Annotated in this window: 20 protein-coding genes; 9 read left to right on the forward strand and 11 right to left on the reverse strand. The window is 37.3% G+C overall.

Going from position 1 to position 24,130, the window contains the following annotated elements:
- Positions 1-26: 26 nt before the first annotated feature.
- From CQ046_RS05900 to CQ046_RS05930, 7 genes are all read right to left on the reverse strand, one after another.
- A complete protein-coding gene (locus tag CQ046_RS05900; protein ID WP_105701362.1) occupies positions 27-860 on the reverse strand; it encodes a type 1 glutamine amidotransferase in 834 nt (277 codons plus the stop codon).
- Positions 861-893: 33 nt separating this feature from the next.
- Positions 894-2,015: a carboxylate-amine ligase gene (locus CQ046_RS05905; protein WP_105701363.1), complete on the reverse strand. Its 1,122-nt coding sequence runs from the start codon at positions 2,013-2,015 to the stop codon at positions 894-896.
- A gap of 32 nt (positions 2,016-2,047) precedes the next feature.
- Positions 2,048-3,001, reverse strand: coding sequence for a RimK family alpha-L-glutamate ligase (locus CQ046_RS05910; RefSeq protein WP_105701364.1), 954 nt, complete (start codon positions 2,999-3,001; stop codon positions 2,048-2,050).
- A gap of 56 nt (positions 3,002-3,057) precedes the next feature.
- Positions 3,058-3,771: an alpha/beta hydrolase-fold protein gene (locus tag CQ046_RS05915; protein WP_105701365.1), complete on the reverse strand. Its 714-nt coding sequence runs from the start codon at positions 3,769-3,771 to the stop codon at positions 3,058-3,060.
- 195 nt (positions 3,772-3,966) lie between these two features.
- Complete coding sequence (locus CQ046_RS05920; RefSeq protein WP_105701366.1) at positions 3,967-5,181, reverse strand: acetyl-CoA carboxylase biotin carboxylase subunit family protein; 1,215 nt, start codon at positions 5,179-5,181, stop codon at positions 3,967-3,969.
- A gap of 141 nt (positions 5,182-5,322) precedes the next feature.
- Complete coding sequence (locus CQ046_RS05925; RefSeq protein WP_105701367.1) at positions 5,323-6,738, reverse strand: leucyl aminopeptidase family protein; 1,416 nt, start codon at positions 6,736-6,738, stop codon at positions 5,323-5,325.
- 72 nt (positions 6,739-6,810) lie between these two features.
- Positions 6,811-7,932 carry an alpha/beta hydrolase-fold protein gene (locus CQ046_RS05930; protein ID WP_105701368.1) on the reverse strand — a complete coding sequence of 374 codons (1,122 nt, stop codon included), beginning with the start codon at positions 7,930-7,932 and terminating at the stop codon, positions 6,811-6,813.
- A 200-nt stretch (positions 7,933-8,132) separates the two neighbouring features.
- Here CQ046_RS05930 and glgB point away from each other — a divergent pair, with 200 nt between their 5' ends.
- The 8 genes from glgB to apaG all read left to right on the forward strand — a co-directional run bounded on the left by glgB (position 8,133) and on the right by apaG (position 19,298).
- Positions 8,133-10,079, forward strand: coding sequence for a 1,4-alpha-glucan branching protein GlgB (gene glgB / locus CQ046_RS05935; protein WP_185126153.1), 1,947 nt, complete (start codon positions 8,133-8,135; stop codon positions 10,077-10,079).
- A 3-nt stretch (positions 10,080-10,082) separates the two neighbouring features.
- A complete protein-coding gene (locus CQ046_RS05940; RefSeq protein WP_105701370.1) occupies positions 10,083-11,489 on the forward strand; it encodes a glycogen synthase in 1,407 nt (468 codons plus the stop codon).
- Positions 11,490-11,491: 2 nt separating this feature from the next.
- On the forward strand, positions 11,492-12,028 hold the full coding sequence (locus CQ046_RS05945; protein ID WP_105701371.1) for a hypothetical protein: 537 nt from the start codon (positions 11,492-11,494) through the stop codon (positions 12,026-12,028).
- A gap of 17 nt (positions 12,029-12,045) precedes the next feature.
- Positions 12,046-13,314: a glucose-1-phosphate adenylyltransferase gene (locus tag CQ046_RS05950; protein WP_105701372.1), complete on the forward strand. Its 1,269-nt coding sequence runs from the start codon at positions 12,046-12,048 to the stop codon at positions 13,312-13,314.
- Positions 13,315-13,553: 239 nt separating this feature from the next.
- On the forward strand, positions 13,554-14,594 hold the full coding sequence (locus CQ046_RS05955; RefSeq protein WP_105701373.1) for an SRPBCC domain-containing protein: 1,041 nt from the start codon (positions 13,554-13,556) through the stop codon (positions 14,592-14,594).
- A gap of 125 nt (positions 14,595-14,719) precedes the next feature.
- Positions 14,720-17,533, forward strand: a complete 2,814-nt coding sequence (locus CQ046_RS05960) for a 2-oxoglutarate dehydrogenase E1 component (RefSeq protein WP_105701374.1) — start codon at positions 14,720-14,722, stop codon at positions 17,531-17,533.
- A gap of 39 nt (positions 17,534-17,572) precedes the next feature.
- On the forward strand, positions 17,573-18,826 hold the full coding sequence (gene odhB / locus CQ046_RS05965) for a 2-oxoglutarate dehydrogenase complex dihydrolipoyllysine-residue succinyltransferase (RefSeq protein WP_105701375.1): 1,254 nt from the start codon (positions 17,573-17,575) through the stop codon (positions 18,824-18,826).
- A gap of 82 nt (positions 18,827-18,908) precedes the next feature.
- Positions 18,909-19,298, forward strand: coding sequence for a Co2+/Mg2+ efflux protein ApaG (apaG, locus tag CQ046_RS05970; RefSeq protein ID WP_065398091.1), 390 nt, complete (start codon positions 18,909-18,911; stop codon positions 19,296-19,298).
- A gap of 33 nt (positions 19,299-19,331) precedes the next feature.
- On the opposite strand, the gene CQ046_RS05975 is transcribed toward apaG, so the two are convergent.
- The 3 genes from CQ046_RS05975 to CQ046_RS05985 all read right to left on the reverse strand — a co-directional run bounded on the left by CQ046_RS05975 (position 19,332) and on the right by CQ046_RS05985 (position 21,960).
- Positions 19,332-19,886: a 3'-5' exonuclease gene (locus CQ046_RS05975; RefSeq protein ID WP_105701376.1), complete on the reverse strand. Its 555-nt coding sequence runs from the start codon at positions 19,884-19,886 to the stop codon at positions 19,332-19,334.
- 205 nt (positions 19,887-20,091) lie between these two features.
- Positions 20,092-21,069: a glycosyltransferase family 2 protein gene (locus CQ046_RS05980; RefSeq protein ID WP_105701377.1), complete on the reverse strand. Its 978-nt coding sequence runs from the start codon at positions 21,067-21,069 to the stop codon at positions 20,092-20,094.
- Positions 21,070-21,075: 6 nt separating this feature from the next.
- A complete protein-coding gene (locus tag CQ046_RS05985) occupies positions 21,076-21,960 on the reverse strand; it encodes a lysophospholipid acyltransferase family protein (protein WP_105701378.1) in 885 nt (294 codons plus the stop codon).
- Positions 21,961-22,042: 82 nt separating this feature from the next.
- Here CQ046_RS05985 and CQ046_RS05990 point away from each other — a divergent pair, with 82 nt between their 5' ends.
- Entirely contained in the window at positions 22,043-22,615 is a 573-nt protein-coding gene (locus CQ046_RS05990; RefSeq protein WP_105701502.1) for a thioredoxin family protein, read from the forward strand.
- Positions 22,616-22,688: 73 nt separating this feature from the next.
- On the opposite strand, the gene CQ046_RS05995 is transcribed toward CQ046_RS05990, so the two are convergent.
- Positions 22,689-24,050, reverse strand: a complete 1,362-nt coding sequence (locus CQ046_RS05995) for an aldehyde dehydrogenase (RefSeq protein ID WP_105701379.1) — start codon at positions 24,048-24,050, stop codon at positions 22,689-22,691.
- Positions 24,051-24,130 lie beyond the last annotated feature (80 nt).

The following is a 24,130-nucleotide window of genomic DNA, read 5'->3' on the forward strand; positions in this document are numbered from 1 at the left end:
TTTGTGGTTTATAATAAGTTGAACTTTTAAACCAAAGATTCAGCTTCTTTCAAAATGTTTTTTTTTGCAAACTGAAGAAATCTCGGAAGAATTTGATTTCTGGTTAGAATAATTTTGTCTTCATCATCTATTCTGTCCATCGTTTCAAGATATTTTTCCATTCCGAAGTTTTCAATCATGGCTTCTCTGTTTTTTTCATCTTTCAGATTTTCAATCAGAGATTCAGGGTTGGCTTCAGGATGAAACTGTGTTCCGAATATCTCTTCCGAAAAACGAACCGCCATTATTGCTCTTTCCAGATTAATGTGAGGACGGAATTTTTCAATCGCCATAATCGTCATTCCAAGTTCTTCAAAACGTTCGTGATCGGGCTCAATAAACTGATAGGCTCTGGAATCTACTGCATAAAAAGGATCCTGAAGATTTTTGAATAAAAACTCTTCTCTGCCTTCATCAGTTTTATGAACAGGCATTACTCCGAAAGAATAAGACTTTCTTTTGCAGATATTTCCCAGGTTCCAGTGGATACTTGCCAATTGGAATGAATGGCAAATCAGGAAAAGGTATTTTTTATCTTCACTGTATTTATTATGCTCAAAAACGGAATCTAAAAAATGGGCAAATCTGTCTTCCCAGGCAAGACCTTCACGATGCGGGTTCCCCGGACCTCCTGAAGAAATGAAAATATCAAAATCTCCTATCTCCGGCATTTCATCCTTAAATCTCACATCAAATGTCTTGATTATCACATTTTCTTCAGAGTTCTGCTGAAAAGCTTCGGAAATCTCTTTAATGTTTCTAAAACCTTGATTCACATGGTTGTTATTCATGTCCAGCAGAGCAATTCGAATATCTTTCATTACATCATATTTTTTGCAAAGTTACCAAAAATATTATGAAGCGGTTTCACCATGTGTTATGCCATACTCCGTTTCAGAGATCATATAATCAACGACTTTCGTCAGATCACCTGTTTCCTTAAAAATCTGAAGCTGTCTGTCTGCGCCGGTTCCGTTTTCCAGAATCTTCCAGGCATATTCCACTTCGTGACGGCATCCTAAATCGTCTACCACATCATCAATAAACTCTAAAAGTTCTTTTAATAAATGAGGATAAGGTACAGATTCTTCTTTCCCGAAATCTATCAGATGGGCTTCGATACCGCTTTTGGAGGCACGCCATTTGTTTTCGTTCAACAACAGTCTTCTGTAGCTTCTGAAACTTAAATTCTGCTGGTGAAGTTTATAGATTTTGGCAACAAGACTTTGCATAATGGCAGCAAGACATACCGTTTCATCAATTCTCAAAGGCATATCACAGATTCTGAATTCAATCGTAGGGTAGAATGGGTGAACACGCAGATCCCACCAGATTTTCTTTGCATTATCGATGGTTCCTGTTTTTACCAGAAGATCTACATAGCTGTCAAATTCTGCCAGTGAGTTAAAATAACTCGGAATACCAGTTCTTGGGAATTTAACAAAAATTTCCTGTCTGTACGATTTAAAACCGGTATACCTTCCAATCCAGAATGGTGAATTGGTAGAAAGGGCATATACGTGAGGAAGAAAATAACGCATTACATTCTGAATTCTCACACCTTCTTCACGATTAGGAATTCCAATGTGAACATGTAATCCGAAAATAAGGTTTTCACGGGCAACATCTCCCATATCATCCACAATCTTGATGTATCTTTCTCCCTGAGTGATACTGTTGTCTGACCAGTGTGAAAACGGGTGAGTACCTCCTCCGGAAACACGAAGTCCCTGCTCATGAGCAATATTAATGAGGTGACGTCTTAAATTTGTTAATTCTGCTCTGGCTTCCTGAATATTCTGGCAGATGCCCGTTTCCATTTCAATCATGGATTCGTGCATTTCGTGCTTTAAATTTTCACTTAAAACAGCTTTGCCACCTTCAATGATTTTCGAAACGTGAGAAACAAGATCTCTGCTCTCAACATCAATGATTTGATATTCTTCTTCAATTCCAATAGTAAACTGATGATGCATTTATTTTTGTGTTTTTTAATTTTTTTTCAATGTTATTTTATGGAATCTTTCACAAAGGTTCCCCAGGCAATATTAGGTTTCCCCGGAACATATTCCTTAGCTTTTTCTATAGCCAGTTTTGCTGCGTGTTCTATGATCCATGCGAAATTTTCTTCTCCTACAGAATTTCTGTCGGCATCCGGAGCCGGGTTGCAGAAGTCAATGGCATAAGGAATTCCATCTCTTACCGCAAATTCTACTGTGTTGAAATCATATCCCAACGCTTCATTCATTTTAATCGTATAATCATGAATGGTTTTTAGTAATTTTTCAAGTTCTTCACCTTGAGTCTGATGAGTAGTTGCATATCTCAAATGAGGCGCATTTCTCGGTTCATAAGGCATGATGTGAACGTATTTTCTGCCTAGACAGTAAACCCTGTAATAGTCATCAAAAACAATTTCTTCCTGTACCATCATTACGAGTTGTTCTGTTTCGCCTAGTTTGTTCCAAAGATCATCCGGATTTTCTACTCTGTAAACACTTTTCCAGCCACCACCATCGTGAGGTTTCATATAAGCTGGAAATCCAACATAATTGAAGATATATTCCCAGTCGTGGGGAAATTTCAGGTTTCTGAATGATGTTTCCGAAGTATTGTCCGGCCTTTCGTGTGAAGGAAGCAGAACAGTCTTGGGAAGCGGAATTCCCAGTTTAGACATCAGGGCATTGTTGAAAAATTTCTCGTCAGCACTCCACCAAAACGGATTGTTGATCACATAAGTTCCGTTAAGTGCTGCATTTTTCAGGTAAGCTCTGTAAAAGGGAACGTCTTGTGAAATTCTGTCGATGATCACTGCATATCCATAATCTGCACCCTGTTCCAGCTTGTCTATATTAACGGGTTCAGCTACGATTTCTCCACCTCCAAGCTCATTTACTTTGTCTATAAATGCCCAGGGAAACGTGTCTTCCATACCGAAAAGAATTCCTACTTTTTTTGTCATAATTTTTGTTTTTAAGATGGATGTATATTTTTTTCTATTTGTCTTTTTTATTGTTTTTACGAGAAGAATGTTCCTATAAAGGTAGGGAAGACCATTCTCCACAACGGCCAGTCGTGGCCGATCCATTTTCTTTCGTCATACCAGAAGTCAATGCCTTTTATCCTTAATATTTCAGCCATTTCCACATTTTTTTCTTTGCAGATGTCCTGATCAGAAGTACTTAATACAATGTGCATATGTTTGTACTTCCAAGCTTCATCATTTCTTACAAATTCTCTTGGACAGTTGAAGTAGACCATTTCATCAGAATAGCCATCCATGAAGTTTCTTATGCTGAAAGCTCCGGAAAGGCAAAACAGATGGGAAACCACATCCGGAAATCTGAAGGCGAAATTGGCAGCATGATACCCTCCAAAACTTGCTCCGGCTACCGCTACACGATGAGTCTTGTGAAGCTTCTGGATATAAGGTACGAATTCCTTGATCAGAAACTGTACATACCGTTCGTAGTTTCTTATTCTTTGCTGAGGAGAAATTTTATCATCATAAAAACTCCAGCTGTCGATGGTCTGTACATTGTAAAGTTTTACTTTTCCCTGTTCTACAAACCAATTGATGCTTCCGTTGAGATGAAAATCATGGTTTTGGGTGTATTGTCCCTGAGAGGTTGGAAACATAATGATAGGATGACCATAATGTCCGGTCACTTCTACCTTGAGACTTGTTCCCAATATGTTTGAATAATAATCTGTATGTTCTATATGAGGCATTTTTTTGTGTTTAATTTTACTATTGCATTGATATTAATTTGATAAATTCAATTCCTTCAGACTGATCAATGAATTGATACTATGTTTTGCCATTTTCCAAAACTTATTGTTCTCTAAATTATGTTTTAAAGTAGATTTTCTTGGCAGATTGTATATTATGAATTCAATAACATTTTGAATATCAGGCTTCATGATTTAGGAGCTGAGCTTACTGCTTTTAGGAGGCAGAATGTTTAGCATGTTTGCGTGAATCATTTCTGCAGCAGAATCCAATCTATCCTGTACAATGGAAGCATCGCTGGATTTGTAAACAATCCCGACGTGATAATCTATTGGAAGGAATTTTACAACTTCTTCACATTCAAAGCTGCTGTAGTTTGGTTCTTTATCTTTAATAAGTGCTACAATCAACCCGGAATAGTATCCTGTAGGAGGTGAAACACTATAATCATTACCTCTCAAAAGGGCATCTTCAATCTTAGCCCATTCTCGCCAGATATTAATACCGCTTGAAGCTTCTACCAAATCAGGAATATGAGCACCGCCAACCCTTGAAGAAGTTTCCAGGAAATACCATTTTCCGTCTTCTTTTCCACGGATAAATTCGGTATGGGTAGCGCCATTAATCAGTCCAAAATTGGAAAGTACGCTGGCATTGATTTCTTCTAATGCCTTAAATTCTTCAGAATATCTCCCTAAAGTTTTGGATCTGAATACTCCGCCTTCATGGGAAACCTGCATAGGAGGAGCAAGGTATTTCGAAGCGGAAGTGAATATAATCTTTTTATTAAAAGTAAGGCTGTCTACATGGTAAACGTCACCGGGCTTAAAGCTTTCCAGTAAAAAAAGATGACGTTCTTCACCCAATGTTTCTAATGCCTCAGAAAGCTGTTCTTTGGATGTGATTTTTTTGATTCCTGATGCGGAAGCTTCGGAGCGGGGCTTTAGCACCCATGGTGAAGGAACTCGGTCTGTAAATTCATTCACTTCATCATCATTGAATACCGCTGTAAATTCAGGAACACTGATTCCTGAATCTTTTGCTTTTTGGCGCATAGCCAGTTTATCTCTGAAATATCGGTGTGTAGTCTGTCCCATCCCCGGAATACGGAATGTTTCTCTGATTAACGCTGCTTTTTCAACGTCATAATCATCCAAAGCCACTACAGCATCCACTTTTCTGGTTTTCATCAGGTGGGAAAATCCCTGAATCAGATGCTCCAGATTCCATACAGATGGCTTAAGTTCAGGCATATAAAAGGTTTCTTCAATGGCATGCCAGGGCCAATCCTTTTCTTTGAGGTTTTCCGAAGTTACGAGGATGATTTTATTGCCGAGTTTCTTCATTTCGTCCATAAAATCGTAGCCTTTGTAATAGCACGAAATACACACAATCGTTTTCTTCTCCATATAATGTTTTTTAAGATTTAGTGAATTTTCAAAAATAAAAGCATTTATTTATTATTTTATTAATAGTAAAAAATACAATATTGTGCGTTTTTGAAAATCCACTAATCAAGTATACAGAGTTTTTTTGTAAAAAACTAATTTTTAGTGATAATTTTCAATTAAATTCACGAGCAGTTGAACCCCATAACCTGTTGCTGCTTTTTCCCTGGCATAGCCTACATTTCCGAAGGCTACTCCGGCAATATCCAAATGTGCCCATTTAGGGTGGCTTTCAATGAATTGCTCTAAGAATTTTGCGGCAATAATACAGTCTCCAATTGGTTTTAAAGAGATGTTTTTAATATCCGCTACATCAGATTGAATATCGTCTTTCCAGACATCCCATAAAGGAAGATTCCAAACTCTCTGGTTAGTTAGATCTCCGGTTTTGATCAGATTATTTTTCAATTCTTCATTATTGGAGAACATAGCGGCGCAGGTGTCTCCAAACATTCTTACTGAACTTCCCGTTAAGGTAGCCAGATCGATCAGGAAGTCTGTTTTGTAGTTTTTAGAAAGATAAGACAGTCCGTCTGCAAGAATCAATCGGCCTTCTGCATCAGTATCAAGTACTTCAATGGTTTTTCCGTTGTAGGCTGTAATCACATCACTCGGAAGCAGGGCTTTCTCTGAAACAGCATTGTCTGTAATAGGAAGTACAGCAATAATATTCACCGGAAGCTGCATTTCAGCGGCATAAATTAGAGCTCCTATAACAGTTGTAGCACCTCCCATATCAGATTTCATATAGTGAAGGTTGGCAGAACTTTTAATAGATATTCCTCCCGTATCAAACAAGACGCATTTTCCTACCAGTCCGAAAGTTTTGGCATTTTTAACCGTAGTTTTATATTCTAAAATAGTGAAAGCGGCATCATAAGCACTTCCTTGATTAACGGCTAAATAAGCTCCCAATCCAAGTTCCTCACATTTCTTTCTATTAAAAACAGTATATTTTAATTCATGCTTTTTAGCCAGATTTTTTAGATAGGCACTGAAAATATCCGGTTTTTTAAGATTAGCAGGTTTGTTAAGCCATTCCTGGCAAGCAGTTTGTCCGTTAATCAGAGCTTCTGTTTTCTGGCTGATATGGTCTAATTTTTTCTGGCTTAAATTTTCAAAATGCAATTCAAATTTTACATTCCAGAAAGCATGTTTTTTATCAAAAGGATAGTTGTAAGTTCCTGCCAGAAGTCCTGTTACAAATTCCTCGAATTGTTTTTCATTCAGGAAGTCTGCAAGGGCTAATGTAGGCACTGCCTGCAGTTTTTCTTTCTGTGTCTGTGAAAATTTAGCAGCCACCTGCTGGATTTCGAAATTTTGTAACGTAGATTTTCCTAGTCCAATGAAATAGGTAATTCCTTCTTCATGGGCATTTACAAAGACCTCATATTTCTTTCCTGTAAAGAAAGTGGAAATGTTTTTATTGAAATTTTTACTGGTTTTTGTCCATTCTTCCTCGGTGAATAGATGGAAAACCTGCGTATAATTTTTGTTTTTTTTATTGATTAGTTTCATAAATAGATGTTATAGTTTTCTAAGGTCACAAATCATTGCTGTTTGAAAATTTTCTTCAGCAATTTCATGCCTCTAGTTTTTAGTACTTTGTTGTTGTGGTTTTACTTCTACAGGGTTTTCGGTATTGTCATAGAACAGCCATTCAATAGCTCTTGGGAACTCCTGAGACCAGTAAAATTCATTATGGGTACCTTCAGGATTGATATTGGTTTTAAATTCAAAATCAAAAAGCTTTTTCTCTTCCCATCTTTTCAGGTATTCTTCAAAAATGTGAATTCTTTTGACCATTTTAGACCCTTCCTGAGCTCCTCCATAAAGATAAATTTTTGTTTTATAGGGAACCCTGAAATTCATCATCGGGAAGTTATTATTCGGTTCTACCCAAAGAGAAGGAGAGAAGATTAATAGCTTGGAATAGACCTCCGGATAAAGAAATCCACTGTATATACTGATCAGTGCACCTAATGAACTACCTCCGATTCCGGTATTGTCGCGGTCTTTTTTTGTTCTGTAATTTTCGTCTACAAAAGGTTTTAATGTATCTGCAATAAACCGGATGTATTTTTTTCCTTCAGAGCCATTGGCCACATGATCATTATCAAAAATATATTCTTTAATTCTTTCTTCGCTTCCATGTTCTATGGCAATGATGATCAGATCACCACGACCGTACTCTGCAAGGATAGAGAGTTTCTTATCAATCTCCCAGTTTCCGAATCCGCTTCCTTCATTGAACAGATTTTGTGCGTCCTGCAGGTATAATACGGGGTAGCTTTTGTCGGTGGTATGATAATCATAAGGAAGGACTGCCCAAACCTTTCGGTATCGGTCAAGCTGTGGAATATAAAATTTTTCGGAAATAACTTCTGCAATAGGATAGTATTCTTCTTTGAATGGTCCCCAGTTTAATCTCCATTTTTGCACAGAGTCGGAAGTTTTGCCCGCTGATTTTTTTATTTTCCGGTTGGGGGTTATGTTTCCATACTGGTCCAGTTCCACATTCTCCCAGCCTCCTTTTGTGAATTTGTATTCAATTTCATCAGCAAGCAGCTGGTCTTCAATTTCTATAAAATAATTGGAAGGATCTGTCTGTTTGAGCTGGAAATTGTAATCTTTGGGATTCCAGCTGTTGAAATTTCCGGTGATAAATACCGGCCTGTCGTCTTTTTCTTCTGTATAAAGTTCAAACCTCATCGTATGTGTTTAATAAAATAATGATGCTAAATTTATAAAAAAAGATTGTTTTGAAATCATAAAAATGTGAGGTAAAAAATGATATATTTGATAGAAAGACAAAACACGAAATGTTATTGATAATTATTTGATGGATAATTAACCGCTATTGTCAGTATTTTTCGTAGTTTCAAAGAAATTATAAATATAAACTGATCTTGATGAATTCTGTTAAAACCTACACGCTTTTCACCGATCATGATGTGTATCTTTTCAAAGAAGGTAGACATTATAAGCTGTACGGTAAATTTGGAGCACATTCTGTGGAAAAAGATAGTGTAAAGGGAATCTATTTTTCAGTTTGGGCACCCAATGCAAAAAAAGTTTCTGTAATCGGAAATTTTAATAACTGGAATCATAAAGATCATATTTTATTTCCAAGATGGGATGAATCCGGTATTTGGGAAGGCTTTATCGAAGGATTAACCTGGGGGACATTATATAAATATGCTATTGAAACACCCAGAGGCGAAATTCTGGAAAAAAGCGATCCCTATGCATTAAGTTGGGAGCAGAATATTCAGGCGGCTTCTCTGGTTTCTACTACATGGTATGAGTGGGATGATCAGGAATGGATGGACAGCCGCTGGGAAAAAAACAGACTGAATGCTCCAATATCAGTCTATGAACTGCATCTGGGGTCTTGGGTAAGAGAGGGTGACCAACCCCAACGTTTTTTAAATTACAGAGATATTGCCAAAAAACTGGTTCCTTATATAAAGGATATGGGATTTACCCATGTGGAATTTATGCCGGTGATGGAATATCCTTACGAGCCAAGCTGGGGATATCAGATTACAGGTTTTTATGCAGCAACATCACGCTTTGGTTCACCACAGGATTTGATGTTTCTTATTGATGAACTTCATAGAAACGAAATTGGTGTCATTCTGGACTGGGTTCCATCCCATTTTCCAGGAGATGCTAATGGTCTTCATCGTTTTGACGGATCATATCTGTATGAACATGAAGATCCGAGAAAAGGATTTCATCCGGACTGGAAATCATATATTTTCAATTACGGAAGAAATGAAGTCAAATCTTTCCTGATTTCAAATGCCATGTTCTGGCTGGACCGTTATCATGCAGATGGATTGCGTGTTGATGCCGTAACTTCAATGCTTCATCTGGATTATTCCAGAAATGAAGGTGAATGGGAACCTAATATATATGGAACGAATGTAAACCTGGAAGCAAAAGCCTTTCTTCAGGAGTTTAATACAGCTGTTTACAAGGAATTTGGTGATAATATTATGACCATAGCAGAAGAAAGTTCAGATTTTCCTATGCTTACAAAACCTGTTCATGACGGCGGTGTAGGTTTTGGAATGAAATGGATGATGGGCTGGATGCATGATACACTGGATTATTTCAAAGAAGATTTTCCTAACCGTAAATTCCATCATCATAAACTGACCTTTGCTTCCATGTATATGTATAATGAAAATTATATGATGCCTTTATCGCATGATGAAGTCGTACACGGAAAGGCAAGCATGATCTATAAAATGAAAGGCGATGAATGGCAGAAATTTGCCAACCTGCGGGCTCTATATGTATATATGTATACCCATCCCGGAGCCAAGCTTCTTTTTATGGGGGATGAATTCGGGCAGACCAGTGAATGGAATTTTACCAGAAGTCTTGACTGGCATTTGCTGGAATATCCCGTTCATAAAGGAATGCAGGAGATGGTGAAAGAACTGAATCATCTGTATAAATCGGAAACGGCCCTTTATGAAAATCAGTTTGATAAACATGGTTTTGAGTGGGTGGAAGCCGATGATCTCGAAAATTCGGTGTATATCTACCTGAGAAAAGGAAAAAGAAAAGATGATGTAATGATGGTTGCTTTAAATCTGGCACCCAAAGTACTGGATTATAAGATAGGAATTCCTGCAGGGACACATTGGCAAGTTGTTTTAAGTTCCGATGATGAAAAATACAGCGGAAGCGGAGTAGAACCTGAAATCCTGGACGAAAAATATGAAGAATGGAGAGGATATCCAAAAACAATGACCTTGAAGCTTCCACCATTGGCGGGAATTATTTTAAGACAGAAGAAAGATAAAAAGTATAAATTACACAGAATTAAACACAAGAGATAAAGAATGGTTATTTATCATTTAAGTACAGAATGTTATCCTGTAGCAAAAGTAGGAGGTCTGGCAGATGTAGTGGGAGCACTTCCGAAATATCAGAATAAAATAAATGGAATAGATGCTAAGGTAGTAATGCCATGGTATAATAAAACCTTTGTTTATGATCATGAATTTGAATTGGTTTTTGATGGGTTTATTCATCAGGGAACCAATATGCTGCAGGTTCAGGTATTAAAAGAAAAAACAAATGTGTTGGGATTTGAACTGTATATGGTGAAAATTCCCGGATTATTAGATCGAGAGAATCCTTATGGATATCAGGATGAAAGCTTTCAGTTTCTGGCCTTTCAGCATGGGGTGCTGCATTGGCTGTGCGCTATGGAAATTCGGCCTGATGTACTGCATTGCCATGATTATCATACCGGTCTGGTTCCTTTTATGGTAGAAAACTGTTCGGAATTCGGATTCTTAAAAGGAGTGAAAACAATAGGTACCATCCATAACGGAGAATACCAGGGAATGATGAGCTGGAATATGGCGAATTATATGCCTTCTTTTAATGCTTATCAATGGGGACTGATGGATTGGAACGGATTCATGAATCCTCTGGCAAGTATGATCAAATGTGCCGATGCTTTTACTACCGTTTCCGAAGGATATCTTGAAGAACTTTTTGTTAGCTTCCGCGGACTGGAAAGCCTGGTTCGTCAGGAATTCGGGAAAGCCTATGGAATTATCAACGGTATTGATACCGAAGTCTGGAACCCTGAAACCGATCCGATGCTGGATTTTAATTTTAACAGTAAAAATGCAGTAGCTCAAAAGAAGAAAAACAAAGAAAAACTCTGCAAGGAGTATGGTTTGAAACCCGAACTTCCTTTATTTGCCTTTATTGGAAGGTTCGCGACGGAAAAAGGAGCTGATCTATTACCGGATGTAGTATGGAGGAGCATTAAGCAAAGCTACGGAGCTTTAAATATCATGATTCTCGGCTCAGGAAATACCTATATTGAAAATAAATTAAAAGAATACGACTATACGTACACCAATTTTGCTTTAGATTTGGGATACAAAGAACATCTTTCCCATAAAATATACGCTTCAGCTGATTTTCTTCTGATGCCTTCCAGGGTAGAGCCTTGCGGACTGAATCAAATGTATTCCATGAGATATGGAACCGTCCCTGTGGTAAGATATACAGGAGGTCTTAGAGATACCGTAGAAGATATTTCAACCGGTGGAGCAGGGCTTAATTTTACGTATCCTGGTGTAGATGATGTTGTGCATGCGATGAACAGGGCAATGGCAATTTATAATCAAAAAGGAGTCATGGAGGAACTTATCCATGCCAACATGAATTTTGATTTTGCATGGGAGAAATCTGCAGAAAAATACATAGCTTTATATAATAGCTAAATATGAGAAAGCTTTTTTCATTTCTATTAATAATAATTATAGTCTCTTCCTGTAAAAAAGAAGATGACGGACTCCGTAATGGTTATTTCTGGCTATACGGGGCTGGTCTTAAAGATAGATATGGGGAAGAAGCTGCCAATGGTATTTCTGAAAAATGGAAAATAAAAACAGTACATGCCGGCGGATGCGTTATTGATGGTGAATTGGAAAAAAAGATAAACAGGGCGAATAAAAAAACACTGGCCGCCATTACAAAGAGATATGGTAAGGGCTGGGAAGCAAAATATCATAAGGATATAGAAAATTTTGCCATGAAAAGCGCAGATGTAATGGATGTGCTGATTGTAAATAAAATGTTCAGAAATAAATTGAGGGACCACAATATTCCTATTGATGATGTGGATAAACAGGTTAAAGAACTTAATGATCAGGGAGAATACGAGGTGGCCATAGTCAATTCAAATCTGAAATATGAGAATAAAGAATGCTTTAAAGTAGCAGTAAACACTAAGAACCGAACCGTAAACTTAATAAATTAAAAAAACGCAGGATATTTATGAATCGAAATGTAATCTCCATTGTTTTAGGAGGAGGCAGAGGGACAAGACTATTCCCATTAACGTATTCCAGATCAAAACCAGCTGTTCCTATTGCAGGAAAATACAGACTGGTAGATATTCCTATTTCAAACTGCCTGAATTCAGGACTGAATAAAATTCTGGTTTTAACCCAGTTTAATTCCGCTTCTCTTAATTCGCATATTAAGAATTCTTATCATTTTGATATCTTCAGCAAAGGCTTTGTTGATATTCTGGCAGCCGAGCAGAACGTAGAAAATGACAGCTGGTATCAGGGTACCGCAGATGCTGTACGTCAAACGATGAAGCACCTTGAAAAGTATGATTATGACTACATCCTGATTCTTTCAGGAGATCAGTTGTATCAGATGGATTTTAGGGAAATGCTGGATTTTCATATTGAAAACGGAGGAGATCTTACCATTGCTACCATTCCGGTGAATGCAAAAGATGCCACTGGTTTTGGAATCTTAAAATCTGACGATGAAGGAAATATCACTTCTTTCTATGAAAAGCCGGATTATGATTTGCTGGAAGGCATGAAATCTGAAGTTTCAGAAGCCAATAAACATACAGGAAAAGAATTTCTGGCTTCCATGGGAATCTATATTTTCACCAAGAATATCCTTAAAAAGATGTTTGAAGAAGGAGCCGGCGATGATTTTGGAAAAGATATCATCCCAAGTTCTATTGGGAAATACAAGACCCTGAGCTATCAGTATGAAGGATATTGGACGGATATTGGGACTATAGAATCTTTCTACGAAGCCAATCTTGATCTTTGTCTGGATCTTCCACAATTTAATCTTTTCTCTTCTTCACCTATCTACACCAGAGCAAGGATGCTTCCGCCATCAAAAATTAACGGTTCATACGTAAGTAAAGCTGTTTTTGGAGATGGATGCATCATCATGGCAGATAAAATTGAAAATTCCGTGATTGGAAACAGAACAAGAATAGATAAAGGAAGTACCATCGTGAATTCTTACGTAATGGGAGCCGACTTCTATCAAAATACAACAGAAATTGTCCTTAATGACAGAGGCGGCCGTCCTAATATGGGAATCGGTAAATACTGTTATATAGAAAAAGCAATTCTTGATAAAAACTGTTACATAGGTGATAATGTAAAGATCATCGGAGGAAAACATATTCCTGATGGTGATTATGGAACTTATTCAGTTCAGGATGGGATTGTGGTTGTGAAAAAAGGAGCTGTAATTGCTCCGGGAACACATATCGGATGAAGAGGAAGAAGCAAGAGCAAAGCCAGAAAATAATCAAAGATATTACCTCGATTGAATCTAGTTTTATTCAATCCTTTTGAATGTTTTTATCGCAAGACAGCACGTGATTATCTTTCAAATGGAAACCTCCAGGTTCCCTCACCCCGCTTCCCGCCTTTAACTAGGTTAATTATTGTTAAACATACAATCAGAGTGATCAGCATATTGTTCACTCTTTTTATTTGTATTATTTTTGTGCGATGCGTATTTTTAAGATATTAACTTTTATCGTTGTTTTGTTGGGAGGAGCTTATGCTGCTTCCATGTATTATTTTGTGGACGAAAGTAAAAACTTCACTATTGAAAAAGAGATTGATTATCCGGTAGATAAGGTTTTTTCACAGTTTAATAATCTTCAGAATTTCACAAGATGGAATAATTTTTTTACCAGTTCACAGTCTATCGATATTGATTATTATACACCTTATGAAGGGCAGGGAAGTGCCATTAGCTATGTAGATCCTAAAAATGATACCGATGGAGAAATGTTCATCAGGTATGAGAACCTTAATAAGACCCTGAAATACCAGCTTTTTGAGGATGAAAACGAAAATCCAACTTTGGTTGATGTCAAGTTTAAACCTGTTTCTGCAGAAAAAACAAAAATCATCTGGTACGTACATACCCCGAAATTATCTGTCTGGAAAAGAGTAGGGAACTTCTGGACGGAAGACCGTTTTGCCGAAAACATCAACAAAAGTATGGCAAATCTTAAAAACTCTTTAGGAAATAAAGTAGAAAAGGATAACCAGATGGCCGCCATTAAATACGACAGTCTGATGGTGGAAAATGAAGAAGACAAACTGTTGTTGGGGATCAATGTAAGTACATCGAACAAGAAAGATGCGCTTTACAAAAATATCGTGATGAATTATAACAAAGTCTATAATTTCGTGACGATGGATCTTGGAAAAAGAGATGATGAATTTGGATATCCAATCCTGATCACAGATGCGGATAATTACAAAGACAAGGAGGTTTCTTATTTCCTCGGAATTCCACTTTCTAAGAAAATTGGAGTGTCGGATAATAATTTCAATTTTAGATCCGTAAATCCGTCTCAAAATTACGTAATGTACTACAAAGGTAACTATGAGGGCCGAATTCGGGCAATTCAGCAGCTCATTCAGAAAGCCAAAAAAGACGAGATGCGCTTTGGAGATATCCGCCAGACCTTTATTGAACGTCCGATGGAAGGTCAGGAGGTAAACGTTAAGCTCTCATTATCAGTGTATAAGTAATTTTTATTTAATTATTTTTTTCTTAAGTTTTTTTAACGGTTTCAGACTGTTCTAACTCGGTTTTTTTTATTAAATTTGAAGATTAATTCTACAAATAAATTTTAATAAATAGATAAACTGTAATAATGGACAGATTTTCATTCCTAAACGCAGCTCATTCTCAGTTAATTGAGGATTTATACCAACAGTACTTAAAATTCCCAGACTCTCTAGAACCATCATGGAAAGCTTTCTTTCAAGGCTTCGATTTTGCTTTGGAGAAATATGGAGACGACGATAACATCCAGTTTATTCAGGCTTCGGCCAGCGCTGCCCCGGCAGTACAACAGATTTCTCAGGCAGTATCAAACGGAGAAGTTCCTGAGCATATCAAGAAAGAATTTAAAGTAGTAAACCTTATTGAGGCTTACAGAACAAGAGGGCACCTTTTTACAAAAACTAACCCGGTTAGAGAAAGAAGACACTACACACCTACTTTAGACATCGAAAACTTCGGCCTTTCTAAAGAAGATTTAAATACAAAATTCAACTGCGCGGTTGAAACAGGAATGAAAGAACCTGCTACTTTGGCAGATTTGATCAAACACCTTGAAAGCATCTACTGTGATTCTATCGGAGTAGAATACATGCACATCAACAACGTTGAAGAAAAAGATTTCATCAAAAGATGGCTTCAGGTAAATGAAAACCATCCAAGTCTTTCTGCCAACGAAAAAACAGAAATCTTATTAAAATTAAATCAGGCAGTTGCTTTTGAAAACTACCTTCACACAAAATTTGTAGGACAAAAAAGATTCTCATTAGAGGGTGGTGAAACATTAATCCCTGCTTTAGATCAATTGATCTCAAGATCTTCTCAGTTAGGAGTAGATGAAGTAGTATTGGGAATGGCTCACAGAGGTAGACTGAATGTATTGACTAACATTTTCGGGAAATCTTACAAGCAGATCTTCTCAGAATTTGAAGGAAAAGAATTCGAAGAGGATGTATTCTCTGGTGACGTTAAATATCACTTAGGATCATCTAAAAAAATCAAAACAGCTTCCGGAGAAGAAGTTTGTATCAACCTTACGCCAAACCCGTCTCACCTTGAAACGGTTGCTGCTCTTGTAGAAGGTATCTGCCGTGCAAAAGTAGATGACAAATACAAAGGTTACTCTAAAGTATTGCCAATCATCATTCACGGTGATGGAGCGATTGCCGGGCAAGGTATTGCTTACGAAGTGGCTCAGATGATGACGTTGGAAGGATACAGAACTGGAGGAACCGTTCATATCGTTGTAAATAACCAGGTTTCATTTACAACTAACTATATGGATGCAAGATCTTCAACATATTGTACAGACATTGCAAAAGTTACAGAATCCCCTGTAATGCACGTAAATGCTGACGATGCTGAAGCGGTTGTTCATGCCATCCACTTTGCTGCTGATTTCAGAGCGAAATTCGGAAAAGACGTTTATATTGACCTTTTAGGGTACAGAAAATATGGTCACAACGAAGGTGATGAGCCAAGATTTACTCAGCCTAACCTTTATAAAACGATTTCAAAACACCCGAATCCAAGAGAAATTTATAAAGATAAATTATTGAAAGACAGCGTTACTTCAAATGACGTAATTGCTAAGATGGAAACGGAATTCAAAGCTCTTCTGGACAAAGATTTTGATGCTTCTAAAGAGATTGAGAAAAACGTAATGGATCTATTCATGGCTGAAGACTGGACGAACTATCCAATCGGAAAGAGAGGAGCAGTTCAGTTGCCTGTAGATACGAAATATGATGCAGCGAAGCTTAAAGAATTAGCGCTTAAAATGTCAACACTTCCTGTTGATAAAAAGTTCATCAATAAAATTACAAGACTTTTCGAAAACCGTATCAAAGCTATTGAAGGAAACTCATTAGACTGGGCGTTAGGAGAGTGGTTAGCATATGCTACACTTCTTGTGGAAGGTCACAATGTAAGAATCTCCGGAGAAGATGTGGAAAGAGGTACTTTCTCCCACAGACATGCTGTAGTAAAAACAGAAGATACAGAAGAAGAATATATCCCGTTAAGACACGTATCAGAAAGCAGATTTGATGTATTCAACTCTCACCTTTCAGAATATGGGGTTCTAGGTTTCGATTACGGATATGCAATGGCATCTCCAAATACATTAACCATCTGGGAAGCTCAGTTCGGAGACTTCGTGAACGGTGCTCAGATCATTGTTGACCAGTACCTTGCTGCTGCAGAAGAAAAATGGAAAATCCAGAACGGATTGGTAATGTTATTACCTCACGGTTCAGAAGGACAGGGTGCTGAGCACTCTTCAGCAAGACTGGAGAGATTCCTTACCCTTTGTGCTAATGAAAACATGGTGGTAGCGAATATTACTTCACCTGCCAACTACTTCCATTTATTGAGAAGACAGTTGAAATGGGGCTTCAGAAAACCATTAATCGTAATGAGCCCTAAATCTCTATTGAGACATCCTAAAGTGGTTTCTCCAATCGAAGATTTTGCAAACGGTACATTCCAGCCAATCTTGGACGATCCTACTGCAGATCCTAAAAAAGTAGAAAAAGTAGTTCTTTGTTCAGGTAAACTGTACTTCGAATTATTAGCGAAGAAAGAAGAACTGAACTGTGAAAATATTGCATTAGTAAGATTCGAGCAGTTATATCCACTTCAGGCAGATGCTATTGAAGCGATCTTCAACAAATACGAAAACAAAAAACAATTGGTTTGGGCTCAGGAAGAACCTGAAAACATGGGAGCTTGGTCTTATATCCTGAGAAACTTCAGAGATACAGGAATTCAGGTAGTAGCTCCGGTACCAAGCGGTGCTCCGGCTCCAGGTAGTCACAAAATGTTTGAGAAAAACCAAAATGCAGTGATCAACAGAGTTTTCGACAGAGATGATGCTCCTGCAAAAAGACCAGTTACAGCTTAATTTAAATAATATCCAATTAAAAAATAAAAAATACTCGATATGTCAGTTTTAGAAATGAAAGTTCCTTCACCAGGCGAATCAATTACAGAAGTTGAAATTGCAACTTGGCTTGTAAAAGATGGTGATTATGTAGAAAAAGATCAACCTATCGCCGAAGTGGATTCAGATAAAGCAACTCTTGAATTGCCGGCAGAACAAAGTGGTGTGATCACTTTAAAGGCAGAAGAAGGTGATGTAGTACAGGTAGGTCAGGTAGTTTGTTTAATTGATATGGATGCTGCAAGACCAGAAGGTGCTGCACCTGCTGCTGAAGCTCCAAAACAGGAAGAAGCTCCGAAAGCTGCTGAACCTGCTAAACAAGAAGCTCCAAAACCAGCTGCTCCGGTAGCTGCTCCACAAACTTATGCAACAGGAGCTCCATCTCCGGCTGCTAAGAAAATCCTTGACGAAAAAGGAATGGATGCTGCTCAGGTTTCAGGAACAGGAAGAGACGGAAGAATCACTAAAACTGATGCTGAATTAGCGGCAGTTCCTGCATTAGGAGGAAGCCCTATGACGGCTACAGGTGCTAGAACTACCACTACAACTAAACTTTCAGTTTTAAGAAGAAAAATCGCTCAAAGATTGGTTTCTGTGAAGAATGAAACAGCAATGTTGACGACTTTCAACGAAGTGGATATGTCTGAAATCTTCAGATTAAGAAAGCAATATAAAGAAGAATTCGCTCAAAAACATGGAGTAGGACTTGGTTTCATGTCTTTCTTTACAAAAGCAGTTACAAGAGCATTACAAATGTATCCGGATGTAAATGCATCTATCGATGGTGACTTCAAAGTAAACTATGACTTCTGTGATATTTCAATTGCCGTTTCAGGTCCTAAAGGATTAATGGTTCCGGTATTGAGAAACGCTGAAAACATGTCTTTTGCTAGCGTAGAAGCAAACATCAAAGATCTTGCTATCAAAGTAAGAGATGGTAAAATTACTGTTGACGAAATGACTGGTGGTACTTTCACGATTACAAACGGAGGTACTTTCGGATCTATGATGTCTACACCAATCATCAATCCTCCACAATCTGCAATCTTAGGAATGCACAACATCATCCAGAGACCAGTAGCTGTTGACGGGCAGGTAGTAATCAGACCAATGATGTACGTTGCAATGTCTTATGACCACAGAATTATCGATGGTAAAGAATCTGTAGGATTCCTTGTTGCGGTAAAAGAAGGTATCGACAATCCTGTTGAAATATTATTAGGAGGTGACGAAAGAAAAGGCCTTGGATTATAGTTTTAATGAAATTATAATGTAAATATATTATCTCGCCTTATAAAAAAGGCGAGATTTTTGTATTTATTAAGAAAATGCTACAATGATGTTTTCAAAAATGACTTCCAATATCAAAGTTTCAGTAATACCTGAATATGATAGTAAAAACAGTTATCCATCCGAAAACCGTTACGTTTTTAAATATAATATCACGATAGAAAATGACGGAAGCTTTCCTATCAAAGTATTGAAAAGAAAATGGTTGATCTTCGATGTCGGATTCGGATACACAGAGATTATAGGTGATGGCGTTATCGGCTTGACTCCTGAAATAGGAACAGGTGAAAATTTCGCTTACTTCTCCAATGTAATGCTTCGTTCCGGAGTAGGAAATATGAGCGGAAAATACCTTGTTAAAAACCTCGAAACACAGGAGACATTTGAAATTGATATTCCAAAATTCAATCTATTGTCTGAAGTGTTGAGTAATTAATGATAAAGAGCAGACTAAGAACCCGGGTTCTTATTAAAGCTTTTTTATTTTCGCCTTCATATAATCGTTTACTTCATCATTGCTGGTAAGAAACAGCTTCTCAAAAGCCAGCAGTGAGATCTTTGCACACACTTCAGCATCTGCACCCGCTCTGTGGTGGGTGAAATCAATTTTATGATATTCAGCCAAAGGTTTTAAACCATATTTCGGAAGATAATTCCATGATTTCTTAGCAAGCTGTATGCTGCACAGATAGTTTAGTTTTGGAGTGAACATTCCGTAATGTTCCAGGCATCCTCTTAAAACAGAAGCATCAAATCCTGCATTATGAGCAATCATAAGACTGCCATACATCATTTCCTGAGCCTCATACCATACTTCGTCGAAGGTCGGTGCATCTTTTACATCTTCAGGATGAATTCCATGAACGGCAATATTGAATCTGCTGAAATAAGGAAAACTCGGAGGTTTAATCAGCCAGGTTTTTGTTTCCACAATTTTAGAATCCTGCACCACACAGATTCCCATCTCACAAGCTGAACTTTTCTCATGAGTGGCTGTTTCAAAATCTATTGCGCAGAAATCCATTGTTTTTTTATTATAAGTTATTGGGTTGATTGTTGCTGGTTACTAGTTCTCTGGTTTAGAGTTAAATGTTCAAGGTTTAAAGTTTAAAGTTTAAAGTTTTCAGTTTAAGGTTAATTGAAGTTATGAATTTTTACTCTAATGAATCTTAGTTCATGATAAGTAAAGAAAGGTGTAATTTCCCCTAATCCCTATTACCTGCAACCTATCATCTGCCACCTAAAAAATGCTTAAAGATCAACCATTTTGATTGGTAAAACTGACTCTTCTGGTGTTTCTGACGAAGTTTCCATGTTCCGGGAAGCTGGGCATAAAATCCAAAATGAGCTCTTACAACCGCCCACAGATGTGGAAAACCTTGTTTTAAACCAAAGTAAATCCCGGCAACACTATCCAGGCATAATCTGAAAAAGATCAACCAGATCAATTGAGGAAAAGGAAGGTTTTTAAGCATCATGGAAAGGTTATTTCTGATGTTTAAATAAGTCTTCTGTACACTCTGCTTATTGAGCGTTCCACCACCCACATGATATACACTTGATTTTCCGGTATAATAAATCTTTTTCCCTGAATTGATAAGCCTCCAGCAAAGGTCAATTTCTTCCTGATGAGCAAAAAATCTTGCATCAAAGCCATTCTGATCCCAGAAATCTTTTGAACGGATAAAAAAACAGCATCCTGAAGCCCAGAAAATTTCTTCATCATCATTATACTGGCCTTTATCTTCTTCCAGATCATCAAAGACCCTTCCTCTACAATAAGGATATCCAAGGTTATCGATCAAGCCCCCGGCAGCACCAGCGAACTCGAAATGACTTTTATTGTGATAAGATAAAATTTTAGGTTGTACTGCTGAGATTGAAGGATTTTTTTCCAACAATTCCAATACAGGTTCTGTCCAGTTGTTTGTAACCTCTACATCGGAATTCAGAAGACAGTAGTATTCATGCTTGATGGATTTTAATCCCTCGTTATAGCCGCCTGCAAACCCATAGTTTATATCATTTTTAATAATGTTTACGGTAGGGAAATTCTTTTGTAAAAACTCGATGGAATCATCGGTAGAAAGATTGTCTATCACATAGATGTCAGCATTCTGAGAAAATTGAACGACACCCGGAAGAAATTTTTCAAGCCAATTTCTGCCATTCCAGTTTAAGATGGCAATTGCCAGTTTTTTCTGCATGTCAATCTATTTTTTTTCAGAATCAAAATTTTTGATAGAGTCTTGATATTTCCATTTTCTGTGGGACCACAGATAGTTGTCAGGATGTTTGTGTAAGGTGTTTTCCAATAATTTATGGAATTTTCTCACCACTTCATTTTCTGTGAACTTTTCCCCATCCGGGTATATTCTGTGATAATTAACCTGATAATAACCGCGCTTCACTTTTTTCATCTCACAATAGATGAAAACAAGATCCATCCTTGTGGCCAGTTTATCATATCCTATGAAAGCAGGTGTTCTTTGATTCAAAAATTCCAAACCATAAGTGACATGAGCGTGGTGAGGCGTTTGATCTGCTACAAACATATAAGCAGAATCTCCGTTGTTTTTAGATCTGAAAATATTCAAGATCACCTCATTGGCTTCCAGTGCTTCGTTTCCGAACTTGTTTCGGACCTTTTTCATTTGGTTCTCCCAAAAATCACTGTTTACTTTTCTGTATACAGGATGGCAATGAGCCTGGGGAACAATCTTTGCCAATGCATTGATCCACTCCCAGTTGAACACATGTCCCGCCAGCAGAATAATATTTTTACCTTCCTTTTTAGCATCATGAAACAGCTCCTGATTGATATGTTGCATTCTCACTCGGGCTTCTGTCTCAGAAATGCTGAAAGATTTTATTGTTTCTACGAGATAATCTGAAAAATTAAGGTAGAATTTTTTTCGTATCTCTTTGATCTCTTCTTCAGATTTTTCTGGAAAAGAGTTTCTCAGGTTCTGAGTAATGACCTCTTTTCTATATCCTACGAGATAATAATTTAGGAAAAAGATGACGTCCGAAAAAATATATAATATTTTAAGCGGAAGCTTAGAGATCAGGTATAATATTTTGATTAGGAAATTCATAAAACAGGCAAATTTAGTGATAATAAAATTATGGTTCTATTTTTGCAGAAGGATTATGTATTATTTTTTTTACTTTTATATTATGAAAAAATTGATAATATTCGCTTTCCTGGGATTAAGTACTTTTGCTTTTTCGCAAGATGTGAAGAATTTACCTGATCAAGGAAAACAAAAAACAGCTCTTATAGTGCCTACGGAGCAGAAAGAGTTAGAGGCAAAGAAAAAAGCAGCTGAAGAAAAAGCTAAGCTTCCAAAGCCCTATGATCCAAAAGCTGATGCGCAGGCTGATATTAATAAATTGGTTGCTCAGGCTAAGAAAGAAGGCAAAAATGTGATGATCCAGGCTGGTGGAAACTGGTGTATCTGGTGTCTTCGTTTTAATAATTATGTGCAGACTACTCCAGAATTGAAGGAATTGGCAGATAAGAATTATGTTTATTATCACCTGAACTATTCTCCGGAGAATAAGAATGAAAAAGTTTTTGCCCAATATGGTAATCCGGGTGAAAAATTTGGATATCCGGTGTTTATTATTTTAGATAAAGACGGAAAAATGATCAAAGTTCAGCAGAGTGACGTGTTGGAAGAAGGAAAAGGCTACAGTAAAGATAAAGTAAAGGAATTCTTTACTACCTGGGCTCCTAAAAAAGGATAAAATAAAAAAAACTGCTTCAGCAATGAAGCAGTTTTTTTTATTGCGTGATGGTTAAAATAATAACCTGTAGAAATTATAATAACTTTTTAATCCAGCTTAATTTCTTGTCTGAATAAGGTGGATATTTGATATTTGGTTCTCCCCAGGTAACTTTTTCCAGAACCGCTTTTTGATGTGAAAAGGTTTCAAAACCATATTTTCCATGATAATTTCCTATTCCTGAACTTCCTACTCCTCCAAACGGAAGATTATCATTGCTTAGATGCATCACGGTATCATTGATGCAGCCTCCTCCGAACGACAATTTTCTCGTAAAATTTTCCTTCTCTTCAGAATTATTGGTGAAAAGATAAGCTGCCAGTGGCTTTTCAAGTTCTAAAACAGAGTTCAGCGCTGCATTGTAATTCTGAAAACTAATGACCGGAAGGAGAGGACCAAAAATTTCTTCCTGCATGATTTCGTCATTCCAGTTTACATGGTTCAGAATAGTAGGTTCTATGTAGAGTTTTTCTTCCTCAAAGTGGCCTCCGGAATAGATTTTTTCCTGATCAATCAGAGAAATCAGACGTTGAAAATTCCTTTGGTTAATGATTCTGGTGTATTGTTCAGAATCATGACCGTATTTGAATTCTTTGATATATTTTCTGAGCATTTCCAGAAACTGCTCCTGAATAGTTTCTTCTACCAAAAGATAATCGGGAGCTACACAGGTTTGTCCTGCATTGAGGAATTTTCCCCATACAATTCTTTTGGCTGCTATTTCGAGATTAGCATTTTTCGTAACAATAGCGGGAGATTTTCCACCTAATTCAAGTGTTACGGGTGTCAGATGTTCTGCAGCTGCTTTGTATACAATTTTTCCGACTTTTGTACTTCCTGTAAAGAATATTTTGTCAAATTTTAATTGCAAAAGAGCAGTCGTTTCCTCAATACCTCCTTCGTATACATACAGATACTCTGGCGGAAAGTTTTCATTGATGAGAGAAGCCATGGCTTTCATGGTATTTTCAGCAATTTCACTGGGCTTAAGAATGCAGCAGTTTCCTGCAGCCATGGCGGCAATAATGGGAGAAAGGGATAACTGATAAGGATAATTCCAGGCTCCGATAACCAATACACAACCTAGTGGATCTGCATAAATTTTACTGCTTCCCAACTGATTGACGAGATTGGTGCTTACTTTTTTAGGCTTTGAAAGGGATTTTAAGTTTTTGATATAATAATTGATATCATTCAGAATAAAAGATAATTCTGTGGTGAAAGTATCAAATTTTGATTTTCCGAAATCTTTGCTAATGGCTTCACACAGCATATTCTCATTAGAAATAATAAGACTTTTAAGCTTTTCAAGATACATTTTCCGGAAAGCAAGGCTCTTGGTTTGCTGGGTCTTGAAAAAATCTCTTTGTTTCAGTAAAATACTTTCAATTTCCATGAGTCGGCTTTTGTGTTAAACGTAGTTATCTGCGCAATATTGCGGTCTAAAAATACTAACAATAAATCGGCCAAAGTGGA

It is taken from the genome of Chryseobacterium sp. MYb7 (genome assembly GCF_002979455.1).
In the GTDB taxonomy this organism is placed as follows: Bacteria; Bacteroidota; Bacteroidia; order Flavobacteriales; family Weeksellaceae; genus Chryseobacterium.

Bases quoted from the DNA above. Each gene is read 5' to 3' on its own strand.
- CQ046_RS05900 (WP_105701362.1), bottom strand. From the start codon at position 860: ATGAAAGATATTCGAATTGCTCTGCTGGACATGAATAACAACCATGTG.
- CQ046_RS05905 (WP_105701363.1), bottom strand. From the start codon at position 2,015: ATGCATCATCAGTTTACTATTGGAATTGAAGAAGAATATCAAATCATT.
- CQ046_RS05910 (WP_105701364.1), bottom strand. From the start codon at position 3,001: ATGACAAAAAAAGTAGGAATTCTTTTCGGTATGGAAGACACGTTTCCC.
- CQ046_RS05915 (WP_105701365.1), bottom strand. From the start codon at position 3,771: ATGCCTCATATAGAACATACAGATTATTATTCAAACATATTGGGAACA.
- CQ046_RS05920 (WP_105701366.1), bottom strand. From the start codon at position 5,181: ATGGAGAAGAAAACGATTGTGTGTATTTCGTGCTATTACAAAGGCTAC.
- CQ046_RS05925 (WP_105701367.1), bottom strand. From the start codon at position 6,738: ATGAAACTAATCAATAAAAAAAACAAAAATTATACGCAGGTTTTCCAT.
- CQ046_RS05930 (WP_105701368.1), bottom strand. From the start codon at position 7,932: ATGAGGTTTGAACTTTATACAGAAGAAAAAGACGACAGGCCGGTATTT.
- glgB (WP_185126153.1), top strand. From the start codon at position 8,133: ATGAATTCTGTTAAAACCTACACGCTTTTCACCGATCATGATGTGTAT.
- CQ046_RS05940 (WP_105701370.1), top strand. From the start codon at position 10,083: ATGGTTATTTATCATTTAAGTACAGAATGTTATCCTGTAGCAAAAGTA.
- CQ046_RS05945 (WP_105701371.1), top strand. From the start codon at position 11,492: ATGAGAAAGCTTTTTTCATTTCTATTAATAATAATTATAGTCTCTTCC.
- CQ046_RS05950 (WP_105701372.1), top strand. From the start codon at position 12,046: ATGAATCGAAATGTAATCTCCATTGTTTTAGGAGGAGGCAGAGGGACA.
- CQ046_RS05955 (WP_105701373.1), top strand. From the start codon at position 13,554: ATGCGTATTTTTAAGATATTAACTTTTATCGTTGTTTTGTTGGGAGGA.
- CQ046_RS05960 (WP_105701374.1), top strand. From the start codon at position 14,720: ATGGACAGATTTTCATTCCTAAACGCAGCTCATTCTCAGTTAATTGAG.
- odhB (WP_105701375.1), top strand. From the start codon at position 17,573: ATGTCAGTTTTAGAAATGAAAGTTCCTTCACCAGGCGAATCAATTACA.
- apaG (WP_065398091.1), top strand. From the start codon at position 18,909: ATGATGTTTTCAAAAATGACTTCCAATATCAAAGTTTCAGTAATACCT.
- CQ046_RS05975 (WP_105701376.1), bottom strand. From the start codon at position 19,886: ATGGATTTCTGCGCAATAGATTTTGAAACAGCCACTCATGAGAAAAGT.
- CQ046_RS05980 (WP_105701377.1), bottom strand. From the start codon at position 21,069: ATGCAGAAAAAACTGGCAATTGCCATCTTAAACTGGAATGGCAGAAAT.
- CQ046_RS05985 (WP_105701378.1), bottom strand. From the start codon at position 21,960: ATGAATTTCCTAATCAAAATATTATACCTGATCTCTAAGCTTCCGCTT.
- CQ046_RS05990 (WP_105701502.1), top strand. From the start codon at position 22,043: ATGAAAAAATTGATAATATTCGCTTTCCTGGGATTAAGTACTTTTGCT.
- CQ046_RS05995 (WP_105701379.1), bottom strand. From the start codon at position 24,050: ATGGAAATTGAAAGTATTTTACTGAAACAAAGAGATTTTTTCAAGACC.